At 64.6% G+C, this 17,176-nt stretch carries 11 protein-coding genes; 6 read left to right on the top strand and 5 right to left on the bottom strand.

Going from position 1 to position 17,176, the window contains the following annotated elements; translation table 11 throughout:
* Positions 1-80 precede the first annotated feature (80 nt).
* The 5 genes from PAN31117_RS03790 (at position 81) to PAN31117_RS03770 (ending at position 7,503) form a co-directional block, all read left to right on the top strand.
* Positions 81-860 carry a cellulose synthase operon protein YhjQ/BcsQ gene (locus PAN31117_RS03790; RefSeq protein ID WP_150737040.1) on the top strand — a complete coding sequence of 260 codons (780 nt, stop codon included), beginning with the start codon at positions 81-83 and terminating at the stop codon, positions 858-860.
* The gene (bcsA, locus tag PAN31117_RS03785; protein ID WP_150737039.1) at positions 857-3,532 is read left to right on the top strand and encodes a UDP-forming cellulose synthase catalytic subunit; all 2,676 of its coding nucleotides are present in this window, start codon (positions 857-859) and stop codon (positions 3,530-3,532) included. Before PAN31117_RS03790 ends, bcsA begins: the two co-directional genes overlap by 4 nt.
* Positions 3,533-3,550: 18 nt before the next feature.
* The gene (gene bcsG / locus PAN31117_RS03780) at positions 3,551-5,191 is read left to right on the top strand and encodes a cellulose biosynthesis protein BcsG (RefSeq protein ID WP_150737038.1); all 1,641 of its coding nucleotides are present in this window, start codon (positions 3,551-3,553) and stop codon (positions 5,189-5,191) included.
* A 127-nt stretch (positions 5,192-5,318) separates the two neighbouring features.
* A complete protein-coding gene (locus tag PAN31117_RS03775; protein WP_150737037.1) occupies positions 5,319-6,317 on the top strand; it encodes an aldo/keto reductase in 999 nt (332 codons plus the stop codon).
* A gap of 247 nt (positions 6,318-6,564) precedes the next feature.
* Positions 6,565-7,503 carry a universal stress protein gene (locus PAN31117_RS03770; RefSeq protein WP_174990809.1) on the top strand — a complete coding sequence of 313 codons (939 nt, stop codon included), beginning with the start codon at positions 6,565-6,567 and terminating at the stop codon, positions 7,501-7,503.
* A gap of 36 nt (positions 7,504-7,539) precedes the next feature.
* Here the strand turns inward: PAN31117_RS03770 and PAN31117_RS03765 are convergent, their stop codons facing one another.
* Positions 7,540-8,790 carry an NAD(P)/FAD-dependent oxidoreductase gene (locus PAN31117_RS03765; protein ID WP_150737035.1) on the bottom strand — a complete coding sequence of 417 codons (1,251 nt, stop codon included), beginning with the start codon at positions 8,788-8,790 and terminating at the stop codon, positions 7,540-7,542.
* Positions 8,791-9,114: 324 nt separating this feature from the next.
* Between PAN31117_RS03765 and PAN31117_RS03760 the strand changes: the two genes are divergently transcribed.
* Positions 9,115-10,371 carry an MFS transporter gene (locus tag PAN31117_RS03760; RefSeq protein ID WP_150737034.1) on the top strand — a complete coding sequence of 419 codons (1,257 nt, stop codon included), beginning with the start codon at positions 9,115-9,117 and terminating at the stop codon, positions 10,369-10,371.
* Between the two features lie 70 nt (positions 10,372-10,441).
* Here the strand turns inward: PAN31117_RS03760 and PAN31117_RS03755 are convergent, their stop codons facing one another.
* From PAN31117_RS03755 to PAN31117_RS03740, 4 genes are read right to left on the bottom strand one after another with little or no spacing between them, the layout of a single operon-like run.
* Complete coding sequence (locus tag PAN31117_RS03755; RefSeq protein WP_150737033.1) at positions 10,442-11,092, bottom strand: TetR/AcrR family transcriptional regulator; 651 nt, start codon at positions 11,090-11,092, stop codon at positions 10,442-10,444.
* Positions 11,089-12,606: an efflux transporter outer membrane subunit gene (locus PAN31117_RS03750; RefSeq protein ID WP_150737032.1), complete on the bottom strand. Its 1,518-nt coding sequence runs from the start codon at positions 12,604-12,606 to the stop codon at positions 11,089-11,091. The genes PAN31117_RS03755 and PAN31117_RS03750 overlap by 4 nt, the downstream gene beginning before the upstream one ends.
* Positions 12,603-15,812: an efflux RND transporter permease subunit gene (locus tag PAN31117_RS03745; RefSeq protein WP_246188907.1), complete on the bottom strand. Its 3,210-nt coding sequence runs from the start codon at positions 15,810-15,812 to the stop codon at positions 12,603-12,605. The genes PAN31117_RS03750 and PAN31117_RS03745 overlap by 4 nt, the downstream gene beginning before the upstream one ends.
* Entirely contained in the window at positions 15,809-17,011 is a 1,203-nt protein-coding gene (locus tag PAN31117_RS03740; protein ID WP_150737322.1) for an efflux RND transporter periplasmic adaptor subunit, read from the bottom strand. Before PAN31117_RS03740 ends, PAN31117_RS03745 begins: the two co-directional genes overlap by 4 nt.
* Positions 17,012-17,176: the final 165 nt, after the last annotated feature.

The following is a 17,176-nucleotide window of genomic DNA, read 5'->3' as shown; positions in this document are numbered from 1 at the left end:
CACATGAGCGCTCGCGTCGATACCGAATTCATGATGACGAACGGCGTTGTTCGGCCTGAGATCCCGGCCGGGGAGGGCGCATGCTGACGCTTATCGCCATCGTTTCCACCGCGGGCGGCGCGGGACGAAGCACCGTGACGGCGCATCTCGCTGCGCAACTCGCCCATGCCGGACAGCCGGTCGCCGTGCTTGAACTCGACGCGCAGAACGCGATCGGTGCGCTGCTCGGGTTGCGTGAGACATGCGAGACGGGCGTGCTGTCGCCCGGCGTGGCACCGGATGGCTGGCGCGCGGTGTTGCGCGACACGCCCGCCGGGGTGCCTTTGCTTCCGGCGGGCCGGACACGCGTCTCCAATCTGGCTGCGATGGGGCAATGGTTGCAGGGCGATGTGGGTGGATTGCGTCGTCAGTTGACGGCCGTTGGCTTGCCCGAAGGCGCGCGGGTCCTGATCGACACGCAGCGTTTGCCCGATGCCATTGCCTTGGCTGCCGTTGCGGCGGCTGATCTGGTGCTGGGCGTGGTACCCGTTACGACGGCGGGCTACGTCACGCAACCGGATCTGATGACCGCGTGCGATGGTCGAGTGCAGATCGTGCCTAACGTGGCGGCTGCCAATTCGTCGCTCAACAACGATCTGCTGAATCTGATTCAGGGACGCGGTGGCGACGCCGTTGTCCCCGTGCGCATCCATCGCGACATCGCCGTCGGTATGGCAGCGGCGAACGGTGTGACGCTGGCCAAAGCGGGCAACGGCTCGCAGGCCGCACTCGACTTCATTCATCTCGAAGCGTGGTTGCAGCGCGCGACGGAAGTTGATGACGGAAGTGCCGGACCCGGCAAGGGAGGCATTCGCCGATGATCAGCGACGCGCTGCGCTCCCTCTATCGGCTCGGACGCGACATCCTTGCGGTGCGTCTGGTCGTGCCGCATCGTCCGGACGGGCGTCCCCCGGGCGTCATGCAGTGGATGCTGGCAGCGACGGTGCGATCGCCGCAGCACCGGCTGTGGCTCTCGCAGATGTCGGACCATGTCGCGGCGCGTCTGGCCATGCGACTCGACGTCCGTCAGTTGGACGAATGGCGCGACTGGTGGCTGCGCGTGGTGTTTCAACCGGCGCGCCCCGGTCGTCCCGACTACCCGGGCCGGGCCTTCGCATGGTTCAACGAACGTCTGACGCAACGGCTCGACGTGCCAGCCGACGCGGGCTTCTGGCACATCGTGGGGGCGATGATGTGGCGTCGCGCCGACCGGCGCCCGGCGTTCCCTCCCTATACCGCGTGGCTCGCGTTCCGACGGGCCAACGAACGGCTGCGTCTGTGGCTCGTGCAGTCGCTCTTCGGCATTCCGCCCGACACGCCCGCCGAACTCGCGCATCGCTTCGACCGGAAGCTGGAAAAGGTCATGCAATGGCGCGTGACGTCGACCATCGTCGCATTGCTGGGGTTGTTCGGCGTGTTCTGGATCGTCACCACGCCGTTCGATCCGTTCTCGCAGTTGCTGTTCTCGATTTGCACGCTCACGCTGGCACTGGTGTTCCGGCGGCTCGACAGCCAGTACTCGGTTTTGGTGCTGATCGGCCTGTCGCTCACGTCGACGGTGCGTTATGTGTGGTGGCGTCTCACGCAGTCGCTCGCGTTCGACACCGTGGCGGAAGCGACCGTCGGTTACACGCTGGTCGCGGCCGAGATGTACACGTGGATGATTCTGCTGTTCGGCTACATCCAGACGATCTGGCCGCTGCATCGTCGCATCACGCCGCTGCCGCCGGACACGCGCGAATGGCCGACCGTCGACGTCTACATCCCGACCTACAACGAGGGGCTGGATGTGGTGCGCCCGACCGTGTATGCCGCATGCGGCATCGACTGGCCGCCCGAGAAGCTCAACATCTATCTGCTCGACGACGGACGCCGCGAGGAGATGCGCGAGTTCGCTGCGCAAGCCGGGGTGCATTACATGACGCGCCCCGACAATCGTCACGCGAAGGCGGGCAACATCAACCATGCGCTCGGCAAGACGCACGGCGAGTTCATCGCGATCTTCGACTGCGATCACATTCCCGTGCGCTCTTTCCTGCAAACGACGATGGGGTCGTTCCTCAAGGATGAGCGATGCTCGCTCGTGCAGACGCCTCACCACTTCTTCTCCGACGACCCGTTCGAGCGCAACCTCGCCACACGCGGTGCGGTGCCGAACGAAGGGCGTCTGTTTTACGGGATCGTGCAGGACGGCAATGACTTCTGGAATGCCTCGTTCTTCTGCGGTTCGTGCGCGGTGTTGCGTCGCACGGCGCTCGACGAGGTCGGGGGCGTGGCGGTCGAGACGGTGACGGAGGACGCGCATACGGCGCTCAAGATGCACCGTCGCGGCTGGAACACGGTGTACCTCAAGGTCGTGCAGGCCGCAGGTCTGGCGACTGAATCGCTGTCGGGTCACGTCGGGCAGCGGATTCGCTGGGCGCGCGGCATGGCGCAGATCTTCCGCGTAGACAACCCGCTGTTCGGCCGAGGCCTGAAGCTCGGTCAGCGCATCTGCTACGCGAACGGCATGCTGCACTTCTTCTACGGCATTCCGCGCATCATTTTCCTGCTTGCACCGATCTGCTACCTGTTCTTCGGGCTGCATATCGTGCAGGCAGCGGCATTAAGCATCTGCGCTTACGTGCTGCCGCATATCGCGCACGCGAACATCGCCAACTCGCGCATTCAGGGCAAGTACCGGCACTCGTTCTGGTCGGATGTCTACGAAGCGGTGCTGGCCTGGTACGTCGCGCTGCCGACGACCGTCGCTTTTATCAACCCGCGTTACGGCAAATTCAACGTGACCGCGAAGGGCGGGCTGATCGAACAGAGCTTCTTCGACTGGAGCATTTCAAAGCCTTATCTGGTGCTGCTCGGCTTTAACGTCGCGGGTTTTCTCGCGGGCATTCTGCGCTACTTCTACGGTCCCGCACACGAGTCGGGCGCGTTGGTGTTCAACCTGCTCTGGGTGATGTTCAACCTCGCCGTGCTGGGGGCGGCGGTGGCCGTGGCGACGGAAGTGAAGCAGGTGCGACGCACGCATCGGGTGTCGATGCGCATGCCAGCCACGCTTTATCTGCCGGACGGCCGCACCGTAGCCTGTCACACCCGCGACTTCTCGGGCGGTGGGCTGGCGCTGGTGCTGCCGGTCGCGGTCGATCCTGCCGTGGGCACCGAAGCCCACGTAGCGCTCGCACGGGGCGCGACCGAGTACGGCTTCCCGGTGAGTGTCGTCGGTGCGCGCGGCAACCAGCTCTTCCTCGCGTTCATGCCGCTCACCGCCGAGCAGGACAAACATCTCGTGCAATTCACGTTCGGGCGCGCGGACGCGTGGCGCGACTGGGATGCCGAGCGAACGCGCGACGAACCGATTAAGGCGTTGTTCGACATGCTCGCGATGGGGCTGCGAGGGTATCAAGTGCTGGCCAATTACCTCCTGAGCAAGCTGGTAACGCGCTGGCAGAATAGTCTGCGTGGGGCACGGCAGGCGTGGCGCGATACGCGTGCGTGAGACCAAGGAAACCATACGATGGGTATCTGGAACCTCTATTTCATTCTGAAGCTGTTGCTGCTTTGGGCAGGCATCCTCGGCTTTCACGTGCTGCCGAACTTCGTCTTCGCACTGTTCCTCGTGGTAAGGCTGCGCCCGCGCTGGGCGCGTATTGCACGACAGGTCATCGCCATCCCAGTCGGCGCGGCGCTGCTTTACTACGACTCGAATTTGCCGCCGTTCGGACGCTTCATCGAACAGTTGCCTGCACTGATGCAGTTCCGCTTCTCGTACATCGTCGAACTGCTCGGCCGCTTCGTTTCGGCGCGCGACTGGTTGCTACTTGCGATCATGGTGCTGGTCTACTGGATCGTGAACCGCTGGGTGCGCGTGACGACCTTCGTCCTGCTGGCCTTGCTGATCGTGCCGGGGGTGCTGCGTGTCGGCACGCTCGTCTCCGTCTCACCGGTCGTGGCCGCGCAGGGCGATACCGCGGCGCTGGCGCCCGGTGCCGCGACGGGGGCACCCGCAGCAGGGGCGGCCGGCGGCAGCAGCGAGTTCCTGACAGGCGACGGCGAGGTGCCGCCGGGCGCGAACCCGAACGCAGCGCTTAACAGTTTCTATTCGCGCGAACTCACGCGCTCGGTCTCGTTGCCCGCGCAGGCGGGCGCAGGCCCCGATTACGACATCATCTTCCTGCACATCTGTTCGCTCGCGCAGGACGACCTCGACGTCGACAACCTTGACAACCTGCCATTGCTCTCGAAGTTCGATTTCATCTTCAAGAACTTCAACTCGGCCGCCAGCTACAGCGGCCCGGCGGCGATTCGCGTGCTGCGCGCCGGTTGCGGACAGCCGGAGCATAAGGCGCTGTACGACCCGGCCGGTCCGCAGTGTTACATCATGAGCAGTCTGAAGACCCTCGGTTTCACGCCGACGCTCGCGATGAACCACGACGGTCACTTCGACAACTTCATGCAGGAAGTGCAGCAGAATTTCAACGTGCAGGGCGTCACGCCCTTCGACAACACGCGCACCCGTGTGGCGATGCGCGCGTTCGACGAGACGCCGATCCGCTCGGACGGCGACGTGCTGCAATCGTGGTGGAAGCAGCGCACGGCCATGCCGGACAAGCGCGTGGCGCTTTACTACAACACGATCTCACTGCACGACGGCAACCGTTTCGAAGGCTCGAAGCTCAGCAGCGTGCAGAGTTATCCGTTGCGCGCGAAGACGATGTTCGACGACTTCGGTCAGTTTATCGACACTATTGCGAAGTCGGGACGCAAGGCGGTGGTCGTGTTCGTGCCGGAACACGGCGCGGCACTGCGCGGCAGCAAGCTGCAGATCTCAGGCATGCGCGAGATCCCGCTGCCGGAGATTACGCACGTGCCGGTGGCGGTGAAGCTCGTTGGCTTCGGCGACGGGGCGGGCGCGTCGCACGGCACGCCGGTGACCATCTCCACGCCCACGAGCTATCTGGCGATGATGACGCTCATCTCGCATCTGATCGCCAACAACCCGTTCGCGGGCACGCCGGATCTCGCGCAGTACGCCAACGATCTGCCGCAGACGGCCTTCGTGTCGGCCAACGAGCAGACGACCGTCATGAAGTACGGCGGCAAGATGATGATCCGCGGCGCGGATGGCGTCTGGCTCGATCTGAAGTCGCTGGAATAACACACGAAGCGCGTGTGCTGCGATAGCGTTGGGCGGCGCACGCGTTTTCCCGGAATCGCGCATACTGTGCACCTTGTCCGCGACGCCGGGCATCGCTATTCACCAGTACTTGCCTCCGGGAGTTACCGTGCAATACACGAAATTCGGCCGCACCGGCCTGACCGTTTCCCGCCTGTGCCTGGGCACCATGACGTTCGGTCTGCAAACCGAAGAAGCCGCCAGCCACGCCATTCTCGACCGCACGGCAGAGGCGGGCGTCAACTTCATCGATCTCGCCGACGTCTATCCGCTGGGGGCCGACAATTCGCTCGTCGGCCGTACCGAAGAAGTGGTGGGCCGCTGGCTCAAGGGCCGTCGCGACCAGTTCATCGTGGCGACGAAGGCCTGCGGTCAGATGGGGCCGTCGCCGTGGGACAAGGGCGCGTCGCGCAAGCACTTGCTGAGTGCCATCGACGCGTCGCTCAACCGCATCGGCACCGATTACGTCGACCTGTATCAACTGCACTCGGACGACACCGACACGCCCATCGACGAAACGCTTGAAGCGCTCGACACCATCGTGAAGTCGGGCAAGGCCCGTTACGTCGGCGTGTCGAACTATCTCGCGTATCGTCTCGCACGTGCGCTGGGCCGTGCCGACGTGCTGCGCGTCGCGCGTTTCGTGTCGGTCCAGCCGCGCTACAACCTCCTGTTCCGTCAGATCGAACGCGAACTGCTGCCGCTGGCGAGCGAAGAAGGGCTGGCGGTCATTCCCTACAACCCGCTCGCAGGCGGCCTGCTGACCGGCAAGTACCGCCACGACGCTGCGCCTACCGAGGGCCGCTTCACGTCGGCTACCGTGGGCAAGGCGGGGGCGATGTACCAGCAACGCTACTGGCATGAGCGTGAATTCGAGACCATCGAAGCGCTCAAGGGCATTGCGAAGGACGCAGGCGAGTCGCTCACGCGTCTGTCGCTCGCATGGGTGCTGGCGAACCCGAGCGTGACCTCGGCCATCATCGGCGCAAGCCGCGTCGAGCAACTGACCGAGACGCTGGGCACGATCGACTACGCGCTGCCGCCGGAACTCAAGGCAAAGCTCGACGACGCGTCGCACGCCTATCGCTGGGGCGACGCTGCACGCTGAGCGCTCGCCGCAAGCTTCGTCTCACTCTGACGCCACAGGCCCGCTTTGCCGGGCCTGTGGCGTTTTTGCGTTGCGTCAAAGGAAGCGAAGTCCAATGGCCATCCCGGTCGCACAGGGCGCGCGGAGGGTGGCCTTCGCGCCCTATCGAGCAGTATAGTGGGAGCGTCGTGCAAGGTTCGTCAGATGGAACATCGGGATGACCGGACACGCGCATGGCATTCCTTCGACTATCAACGCGAGGCTGCTCATGACAAAACGCATTCTGCTGGCGACCGACGGTAGCGAGTCGTCACGCCGCGCATTGCGCGAGGCCGCTGCCTTTGCGCGGCACGGTGACGCGATCCGCGTCATTCACACCGTGGAAGACCCCGTCAATCTGCTCACGGCCGCTTTCGGCAAACTCATCGATCTGGAACAGGTACGCCGTGACATGCAGCGCGAAGGCGAAGAACATCTCGCACGGGCGGTCCTGTACTTGCGCGAAGAAGGCTTCGACGCACAGGCGCATCTGCTCGACTTGCGCACCACCGGAGAAACCGTGCCCGAAGCGATGACCCGCGAGGCCATCGAATGGGGTGCCGACATCATCGTCGTCGGAACACACGGCCGCAGTGGCGTGCGCCGCGCGATGCTCGGCAGCGTCGCGGAACAGATCCTGCGCAGCGCGGAAGTGCCGGTGATGCTGGTGGCGGGCGAGGCGCGGCCGCATCAGCCGCTGCGCGCGGGCGGCCATTACGAACGCATTCTCGTCGCGCTGGACGACAGCGAGACCTCGCGGCTTGCCTTCGAGTATGCGTTGGCGTTGGCGCGCACGCATGGCGCGTCGATGCGGGTGGTGCACGTGCTGGACTTACCGGGACCGTTCCTCGCAGGTTTCGATCCTGAGCCATTGCTCGACGCGGTGCGCGCCGTGGCCGAACAGGTGCGAAGCTGGGCGCAGAAACGTTTGAAAGAGGCGGAAGTGCCCGGTGAGATCGAGATGCGGGAGATTGAGCCGGTGGGCGAGGGCGTCGCGGATCAGATCATCGCTGCGGGCCGCGATGCCGACGTCGACCTGATCGTGCTGGGCACGCACGGCCGACGTGGATTCCGGCGCTTCACGCTAGGCAGCGTGGCGGAAGATACGGCCCGTCATGCGGGCCGTCCGGTGCTGCTGCTGCCCGCCCATGCGCCGTCCGCCAAGTAAGGTCGACGGCGCGAGGCCGATGGCAAGTCGGCGTGATCAGCCGAGCTCGGTCAGCAGCGTCTTGAGCGGCGTGGCGGCATCGGCCAGACGCGCCGGATCGACCACCGCACGGCGGCCGACGAGTTCGCGTGCCGTCATGAATTCCTGCGCGCGGTTGATGCTTGCAGCGGCCACGATCGCGCCATCACGCAGATAGAAGAGCATGAAAACGGCGGCACCCTGTGCATCAGGCAGACGGCGTTCGATCACGGCGTCGTGGCCATCGGTCATACCGACCATCTGCAACTTCGCGTTGAACTGATCCGACCAGAACCACGGAGCGGTCGCGACGGCCTTCGGTGCGTCGCCATGCACGACGCTGGCGGCCACCTTCGCCATTTCGCTGGCGCTCGGTACCGATTCCAGACGGATGCGACGGCCGAGTGCCGGGTGTTCGTGATGCGCGCAATCGCCCACGGCAAGAATCGCCGGATCGCTGGTGCGGGCAAACTCGTCCACGACGATGCCGTTGTCGACGGCCAGACCGGCGGATTGCGCGAGTTCGGTGTTCGGGATCAGACCGATACCGACGACGACCACGTCCGCTTCCAGACGCTTCTCACCGGCCACCACGGCTACCACATTGCCTGCGGCATCCTGTTCGAGGGCGGTGACGCCCACACCCACTTGCACGTCCACACCGTTCTCGCGGTGCAGCGTCGCAAAGAAGCCTGCGAGATCCGCTTCGGCCACGCGGGCGAGCAGACGCGGCGCCGCTTCGAGTACCGTCACCGAAGCGCCTGCCTTGACGGCGCTAGCGGCCACTTCCAGACCGATGTAACCGCCGCCGACGACCACGACGCGCTTACCCGGAGCGAGCGCTTCACGCAGGCGCTGTGCATCGGCGATGTTGCGCAGGTAGTAGACGTTGGATGCATCGCCACCAGGAATCGGCAGGGGACGCACACGGCCGCCGAGCGCGAGCACGAGGTGGTCGTAACCGAGCGTCTGGCCGTCGTCGAACGCGACGGTGCGCGCCGTGCGGTCGATGGCGGTGGCCGTCACGCCGAGGCGCACGTCGATCTCGGCTTTCTCATAGGCGTCCGCCGGGCGGATCAGCAGACTGGCTTCGTCGGCCTGACCCGCGAGGAACGCTTTCGAGAGGGGGGGGCGGCGATACGGCAGATGGGTTTCGCTGCCAGCAAGCACAATGCGGCCGGTATAGCCGAGCTGACGCAGCGCGAGGGCGGTTTCGCCGCCGGCTTGACCGGCGCCGAGAATGACGGTGGTGGAGGTGGCTTCGGACATGGAATTGGAGACGTAGGAAGCTTGAACAAAGCGAGTGAATTTGGCCGCCAGTGTAATGCATCGGCGTCGTCAGAGCGTCTCGGATACCGTCAGATGGCGCTTGCGTCTCTCGATCTGGCGCATCCGGGCACGCAGCGCAGTGGGCGGACTTCGCACATTTCGCTCGCCTGGCACACGGGTTTGGACAGGCAAAACCCCCGTCATTGCGCGGTGTCCTAGCACCCATGCGGGCTGCGGGCCGGTTTTGGACTCGCTTGCATCATGGTCGGTTTTCAGGCGTAGAGTGATTTCGTCGCGCAACATTGCCGCCGATGGAGGGACACCATGGCCTGGACTAAAGAACAGAAGCATGTGGTAACGGCAAGCTATCTTGGGTGGACGCTCGACGCGTTCGATTTCTTCCTGATGGTGTTCGTGCTCAAGGACATCGCGAAGGAGTTCAATACCGAGCTGGGCAGTGTGGCGTTCGCGCTGTTGCTCACGCTGGCGATGCGTCCGGTCGGCGCGTTCGTCTTCGGTCGACTGGGCGACAAAGTCGGACGCCGCCCGGCCATGATGGCAAGCGTGCTGCTGTACGCATTGCTTGAGCTGGCCTCCGGCTTTGCGCCAAGTCTCACTGTACTGCTGATCCTACGCGCGCTCTTCGGTATCGCGATGGGCGGCGAATGGGGTGTGGGTGCGGCGCTCACGATGGAGAGTGTGCCGACGCACTCGCGCGGCATCGTCTCCGGGCTGCTTCAAGCGGGATATCCGAGCGGGTATCTGCTGGCGTCGGTCGTCTACGGGCTCTTCTACGACAGCATTGGCTGGCGCGGCATGTTCTTCGTCGGTGTACTCCCAGCGTTGCTCGTGCTCTACATCCGACGGCACGTGCCCGAGTCGCCCGCTTGGCGCAAGGGCGAGGCGGCCAGTGCTGCGCCGCGCGCCAACTTCGTGCAGGTGCTGTCACGCGACTGGAAACTGGCGTTGTACGCCATCGTGTTGATGACGGCCTTCAACTTCTTCTCGCACGGCACGCAGGATCTGTATCCGACCTTCCTGCAAGTGCAGCACAAGTTCGATACTCACACCGTGAGCTGGATCGCCATCACTTACAACATCGGCGCCATCATTGGCGGGCTGTTCTTCGGTGCGATTTCGGAGAAGATCGGACGCCGTCGCGCCATCATCATTGCGTCGCTGATCGCGTTACCGGTACTGCCGTTGTGGGCATTTTCCAGCGGCGCGGTGCTGTTGGCGCTCGGCGCGTTCCTGATGCAGATTTCGGTGCAAGGGGCGTGGGGCGTGATTCCTGCGCACCTTAACGAGCTGTCGCCCGACGAGATTCGCGCCACGTTCCCGGGGCTCGTCTATCAGTTGGGCAATTTGTTTGCGTCGATCAACGGGAATCTGCAGACGACCATCGCGAAGGCGCACGACGGCAACTTCGGTTTGGCGATGGCACTTGTGGCCGGGACGGTCGCAGTGGTAATCGCCGTCATGATCTATTTCGGACGCGAGCGGCGCGGCGTGGTGCTGGGTACTGGTGCCGATACGCCGCAGGCAGGGGCGATGCCGCCGGGCGCATCGATGTCGCACTAGCGCGATAGCGATCGGTGCGTGCCGGAGATGACGGCGCCGGCATGCACTGCCATGACATTCGAGCGTCGGTTTAATCGTCGGTTTGTGGCGGTGTGAAGAACACCATCTCGACTTGCTTGAGCAACGCCGGGCCGAACGCTTCGCCGCCGACTTCCGGTGCGATCACCTGCATGAGCACCGGCGAGCCGGGCGGCGGATGCAGTGCATGGGCGAGTACGCAGAAGTACATCGCCGGATGCTCGGCACGAATCACGCCCGCCGCCATCCCTTCCACGATGAGCTTTTCCATGCAGTTGTAGACCGGTTCGAGCAGATGGCGGTAAAGCACCGCGCCACGCTCGCCCGTCTCGGACGCATGCAGCGAAATGAAGCACTTGTGTTCGGGGTGCTGCACCGCGTAGGCCGCGATGAGCCCGATGGCGTCGCGAAGGCGGTCTCTAACCGGGCGCGTTTCATCGACCGAAATCGCGCGGAGCGTTTCGACGGGGGCCGCCAGCGCGGCTTCGAGCGTATCGACGCAGGCGCGCCAAAGCTGTTCCTTCGAGCCGAAGTGCACGCGCACGAGGCTCGCGTCGACCTTGGCGGCCGCGGCTATACCGCGCAGGTTCGCGCCGTCGTAGCCGAGGTGCGAGAAAGCGTCGATGGCCGCGTTGAGCAAGGCGGCGCGGCCATCGGGGAGGTGTTTGGGGCGTCGGCCCCGGGTCGTGGTTCGGGTGGTCATCGTCTGGCTACGTCTTGCGACGGGGCCGGTAGTGCCGCTGCCGGGGCCTGCGTCGGTGCAGCGTCGGCGGGCTCGGGCGGCACGCCCATCGCGTAAAACAGTAGCGCAGTATCCGACAAACGCGCGCCGGTTGCACGCACCGTCGTCAGGTAGGCGTTCCAGTACTGCTGCTCGCGGCCGCGTGCGGACGACACCGGCAAGGCCCCGAGACGCACCCGTGCCGCCGTATCGCGATAGATCTGCTCGGCGGCCGCACTGGCGCTATCGGCGTGCAATAGCGACGTATTGTCCGCTTCGAGCGACGCGAGCGTGTCCGCCACATTCTTGAACGCCGTCAGCACGGTTTGCTTGTACTGTTCGACGGCCGCCTCGTACGTTGCCTGCGCCGCGCGACGCTGCGCAAGCAACGCGCCGCCGTGGAAGATCGGCTGCGAGATCGACGCCGCGATGCTCCACAACGACCCGGCGTTGGACATCACCGTCGGCCAGTTGAAGCCGCCTTTGCCCATCGACGCGCTGAGCGACAAGCTCGGGAACATTTGCGCGGTCGCCACGCCGACCTCGGCCGAGGCAGCCTTGAGTGCCATCTCCGCCGCCTGAATATCGGGGCGCGATTGCAGCAGCGTCGATGGCACGACCACCGGCACGGCGCGCGGCACCTTCAACTCGCCTAGCGCCAGATCGTCCGGTGCCTGATCGGGCGTACGGCCGAGCAGGACGGCGAGCGCATGGCGCGTCGATTGCCACTGCGCACGCAACCCCGGCAGCGATGAGGCCAGCGATTCGGCATTCTGGGCCGACGCCAGCGCATCGGCGCGCGACACCGCCCCGAGGGCTTCGCGTCGGGCCATATCGGTGGCATCCGCCTGCGCCAGCTCCACGAGCCGCTCGGTCGCTTTGACCTGCGCACCGAGCACCGACGCGCCAATCGCACCGGAGACGATATTCGCCGCGAGTGCCTGACGCGCCGATGCAAGTTGGAACGCTTGCTGATCGACTTGCGCGGCGAGCGCCGCATTGGCGAAGCGCGACGCCCCGAAGAAGTCGAATGTGTAGCGCGCCTGAATCTGTCCGACGAACATGTTGTACAGCGCTGTCGGCGGCCGGATGTTCGGAATGCCGAGATTGCGCTCGCGGGCCACTTCCCCGCCAAGATCGATGGAAGGGAATAGCGACGAGCCGATCTGCGCCTTCAACTGCTCACGCGCTGCTTGCAGTGCGCGATCGGACGCCGCCAGATTCGGACTGTTGCGCAGGCCCTCGTCGACCAGTGCATTGAGTTTGTCCGACTCGTAGGCTTGCCACCAGGCTTTCACCGGCTGTGCGCCTACGTCGAAGCGTTGCGAAGCCCCCTGCGCCGTGACCGTGCGCTCGGGCAGGGCATTCGCGCCGTAGTGCGACGGCGACGGCATCGCCGGTGGCTTATCGCCCGGCGTGAACGAGCAGGCGCTCAGCCAGAACATGGGGGCGAGTGGGGCGCACCGCAGTGCGCGTGAAACGATGCGCGAAGTCATGAGCGGTCTCCTTGCGAACTGCCGGACGATGCATGCGAGGGATGATCGGCACGTTCGTCGTGACGAATACGGAACGCCGTCGCGTACAACGCGGGCAGGAAGAACACGGTCAGAATGGTGGCGCTGGTGATACCGCCCATCAGGGCTGTCGCCATCGGTCCGAAGAAGTTGCTGCGCAGCAGCGGGATCAGGGCGAGCACGGCGGCGGCCGCCGTGAGCGTAATCGGTCGGAAGCGTCGTACCGTCGCGCTGACGATGGCGTCAAAGCGCGGGCGTCCTGCCGAAATGTCCTGCTCGATCTGATCGACCAGAATCACCGAGTTACGCATGATGATCCCGAACATGGCGATCACGCCGAGCATCGCAACGAAGCCGAACGGTTTGCCAAACAGCAGCAGCGTGGCGACGACCCCGATCATGCCGAGCGGCGCGGTCAGCACCACCAGCATGGTGCGTGCGAAGCTCTGCAACTGAATCATCAGCAGCGTGAGCACCGCGATCACCATGATCGGCATTTGCGCGTTGATCGATGCCTGGCCCTTGCCGGATTCTTCGACCGATCCGCCGATCTCGATGCGATAGCCGACCGGTAGCGCCTTGCGAATATCGCCGAGCTTCTTGTAGACGGCTTCTGTGACGTCGATCCCTTGCTTTCCTGCGCGCACGTCGGAGCGCACGGTGATGGTCGGTTGACGGTCGCGCTCCCAGATCACACCGTATTCCAGTTCGTCCACCACACGGCCGAGCGTGGCGAGCGGCACCGGGCCGTTGGGTGTGGGCATGGCCAGCGTTGCGAGCTTCGCCGGGTCCACGCGTTCGGCCTTCGGCGAGCGCAGCGTGATCGAGATCAGCTTGTCGCGTTCGCGGTACTGACTGATGTCGTAGCCCGTCAGCGTCATGGCGATGAAGTTCGCGATGTCCGACGAACCGACGTTCAGCGCACGCGCCTTCTGCTGATCCACTTCGAAGCGCACCGAGCGTTGCGAAGGCTCGTCCCAGTCGAACTGGACGTCGACCGTGTCGCCGTTATTGCGCATCACGTCCGCCACTTGCTCGGAGATCTTGCGCACGGTGCCGATGTCGTCGCCGCTCACACGGAACTGCACCGGGAAGCCGACCGGCGGGCCGTTCTCGAGACGCGACAGGCGGGTGCGCACGCCCGGCATGGTCTCGCGCAGCTTCGGTTCGAGCCACTGCGCGAGTGCCTCGCGCTCTTCCACCGATTTGGCGGTGATCACGAGCTGCGCGAAGTTCGGCGTGGGCAGTTGCTGGTCGAGCGGCAGATAAAAGCGGGGCGCACCGGTGCCCACGAAGCTCACCGTGTGATCGATCTCCTTGCGGCCTTCGAGCAGCTTTTCGAGGCGTTCCGTCTCGCGCAGCGTGGCCTGATATGACGCGCCTTCCTGCAAGCGCAAGTCCACCATCAGTTCAGGCCGGTCGGAGCTTGGGAAGAACTGTTGCGGCACGAGCGAGAAGCCTGCCATCGCGATCAGGAACAGCACGACGGTGATGACGAGCACGATGAACTTGCGCTCGATGCACCACGTAAGCCAGCCGCGCAGACGGTTGTAGAACTTCGTGTCGTAGACCTCGTGCTCGTGATCGTCGCCGTGATGCGCTTCGCGTGGGCGCTCCGGCAGCATCTTATAGCCGAGCAGGGGAATGAGCACCACAGCGGCGAGCCATGAAGCGAGCAGGGCAATCGCTGAAACTTCGAAGATCGAGCGCGTGTATTCGCCGGTGCTCGACTTGGCGAGTGCGATCGGCAGGAAGCCGGAGACGGTCACGAGCGTGCCGGTGAGCATCGGGAACGCGGTGCTGGTGTACGCGAACGCTGCGGCCCGCTTGCGATCCCAGCCCTGTGCGAGCTTCACCGCCATCATTTCAACGGCGATGATCGCATCGTCCACCAACAGACCGAGCGCGAGAATCAGCGTGCCGAGCGAGACCTTGTGCAGCCCGATGTCGAAGATATACATGAACAGCGATGTGACGGCGAGCACGACCGGGATCGAAATCACCACCACCATGCCCGTGCGGAAGCCGAGCGAGACGAGGCTCACGACCAGCACGATAGCGACGGCTTCGGCCACGGCTTCGAGGAAGTCGTCGACCGAGTGCGACACGGACTGCGACATGCTCGCGACTTCCGTCAGCTTCAACCCGGCGGGCAACTGCGCGCGCAACTCGCCCATAGTGTTCGCGAGCGCTTTGCCGAGGTGGATGACGTCCTGCCCCTTTTGCATCGTGATGCCGATGCCGAGCACGGGCTTGCCGCCGAAGCGCATCTCCGAGACGGGCGGATCGACGTAGCCACGCTTGATCGTTGCAATGTCACCGAGGCGGAACGTGCGGTTGTTCACGCGGATGAGCGTGTCGGCGAGTTCGTCGACATTGCGGTACTGACCGCTCGGGCGCACGACCACGCGATCGTTCGGCGCTTCGATCGTGCCGGTCGGCGAGACCGCGTTCTGGCCGTTGACGGCCTGTGCAATCTGGTTCGGCGAGATGCCCAGACGGGTGAGTTGCGTGTTGCTGATTTCGACGTAGATGCGCTGATCCTGATCGCCGAAGTAATCGACCTTCGCCACGCCAGGCACGCGCAACAGCACGGTACGTAGCGCGTCGGCATAGTCACGCAGTTGGGCGGGGCCAAAGCCGTCGCCTTCGAGCGTGAAGATGTGCGTGTAGACGTCGCCGAATTCGTCGTTAAAGAACGGCCCCTGCACGCCCTGCGGCAGCGTGTAGGCAATATCGCCGACTTTTTTGCGAACCTGATACCACTCCTCGGGCACCTCGTTGGGCGGCGCGGAATCCTTCATCGAGAAGAACAACAAGGACTCACCGGGGCGCGAATAACTGCGCTGGAAGTCGATGTTGGGCATTTCCTGAAGCTTGCGTGCGATCCGGTCGGTGACTTGCTCCTGCACCTGCTTGGCCGTCGCACCCGGCCAGAACGTGCGAATCACCATCACGCGGAAGGTGAACGGCGGATCCTCCGATTGCGCGAGACGCGAGTAGGCCAGAATGCCGAAGATCGTCGCCATCGCGATCAGGAAGATCACGAGCGACCTGTGACGTAGCGCCCACGCCGAGAGGTTGAAATGCCCCTCCTCGTGACGATAGTCCTTCAGTGCATCGGTGGGGGCGGCTGGACCCGTTTGCGGATCCTGGGGTACGGGCGGCTTCCCGTCCTGCGTGCTCATGACGCAAAGTCCTCAGGATGCAGCGGCGCGACCACACGCACTTTCTGACCTGCGGTCACGGTGTGCACGCCTTGCCAGACGATGCGTTCGCCGGGCTCGATGCCCCCCGCGACCGTGACAGTGCGCTCGCCGTAGCGAACGATCGTCACACGGCGCAGGGCGAGCGTGTCGTCCTGCTTGACGACCCACACGGCAGGTTGATTGCCATCGTGGAAGAGTGCGGTGGAGGGCAGCGTGATGGGGTGCGTGTTGGCAGCAGCGGCGGTGGCCGTCGCGCCGGATGCCGCAACCGGTGCAGACGCATTCGCCACGGGAGCAGCGCCCGTCGGCAGCGGCTGGGCGAAGGCCACGTTGGCCGTCATGCCGAGTTTGACCTCGTTGCCGGGGGACAGCAGCGAAAGCTTCGCGCGATACGTGCGGCTCATCGGATCGGCCGCGGGCGAGATTTCGCGCACGCGCGCCTGCCACGTCTTGCCCGGAATCGCAGGGAGAGAAACGGTGGCCGTCTGCCCGATGCGGAACGCGCCGAGCGCGACTTCAGGGACGTCGGCAATCACGTCGACGTCACCCGTCCAGGCCAACTGATATACCGGCTGACCGGCACTGACGTTCTGTCCGGTGTCGGCTTGCTCGGCGGTGATGACGCCGTCGCGGTCCGCCTTGAGGTTGCCGTAGCTCAACTGATCACCCGCGAGTGCGGCTTGTTGCGTGGCCTGATTGCGCTGCGCGAGGGCACTGGCATACGCGTTCTCGGACTGTTCGAGCTGCGCGGGGGCGATCAGATTCTCGCGCGCCTGCGCGCGGTCACGGTTGACCGTCTGCGTCGCGTAATCGAGTTGATGCTGCGCGGCGTCGAGCTGTGCCCGCGCGCTGGCGGCATTCTTCGACAAGTCGGCGGGGTCGAGTCTGGCGACGACCTGACCTGCCTTGACGGCGTCGCCAAGGCGCACCGAGCGGTCGACGATCTTGCCTGCCACGCGGAACGACAGCGGCGTGGTGTAACGCGCTTCGATCTGCGCGGGCAGCGATGCAATCGGCGTTTGTTCGGTGAGTTTCGCAGCGACGGCGACGACTGGTCGCGGTGGCGGCTCCGGCGGTGCTTTGCGTGAGCAGGCGGCTAGTGCGGCGGTGGCAATGGCGGTGGTGGCGACGGCCAGCACGAGCCGGCGTCGGGGAGCGGTATCAGGTAGAAAGGACATCATGCGCTCGTGACCCACAAAATAGGAATTCGGGTTGGAAAAACAACGAGTTACGACGACTTCAACGACGTGATCGCAATTGTGGTGTCCGCCCCGAGGACGGCTGTCTCCGCGCGATCCGGAAAAAATCTACGGGCGATGATATATGGATTGCCGGTGCGCTGC

The organism is Pandoraea anapnoica (assembly GCF_902459765.1).
Classification (GTDB): Bacteria; Pseudomonadota; Gammaproteobacteria; order Burkholderiales; family Burkholderiaceae; genus Pandoraea; species Pandoraea anapnoica.
The sequence above is the reverse complement of the archived record's forward strand: the minus strand, read 5'-3'. Positions and strand labels throughout refer to the sequence as shown.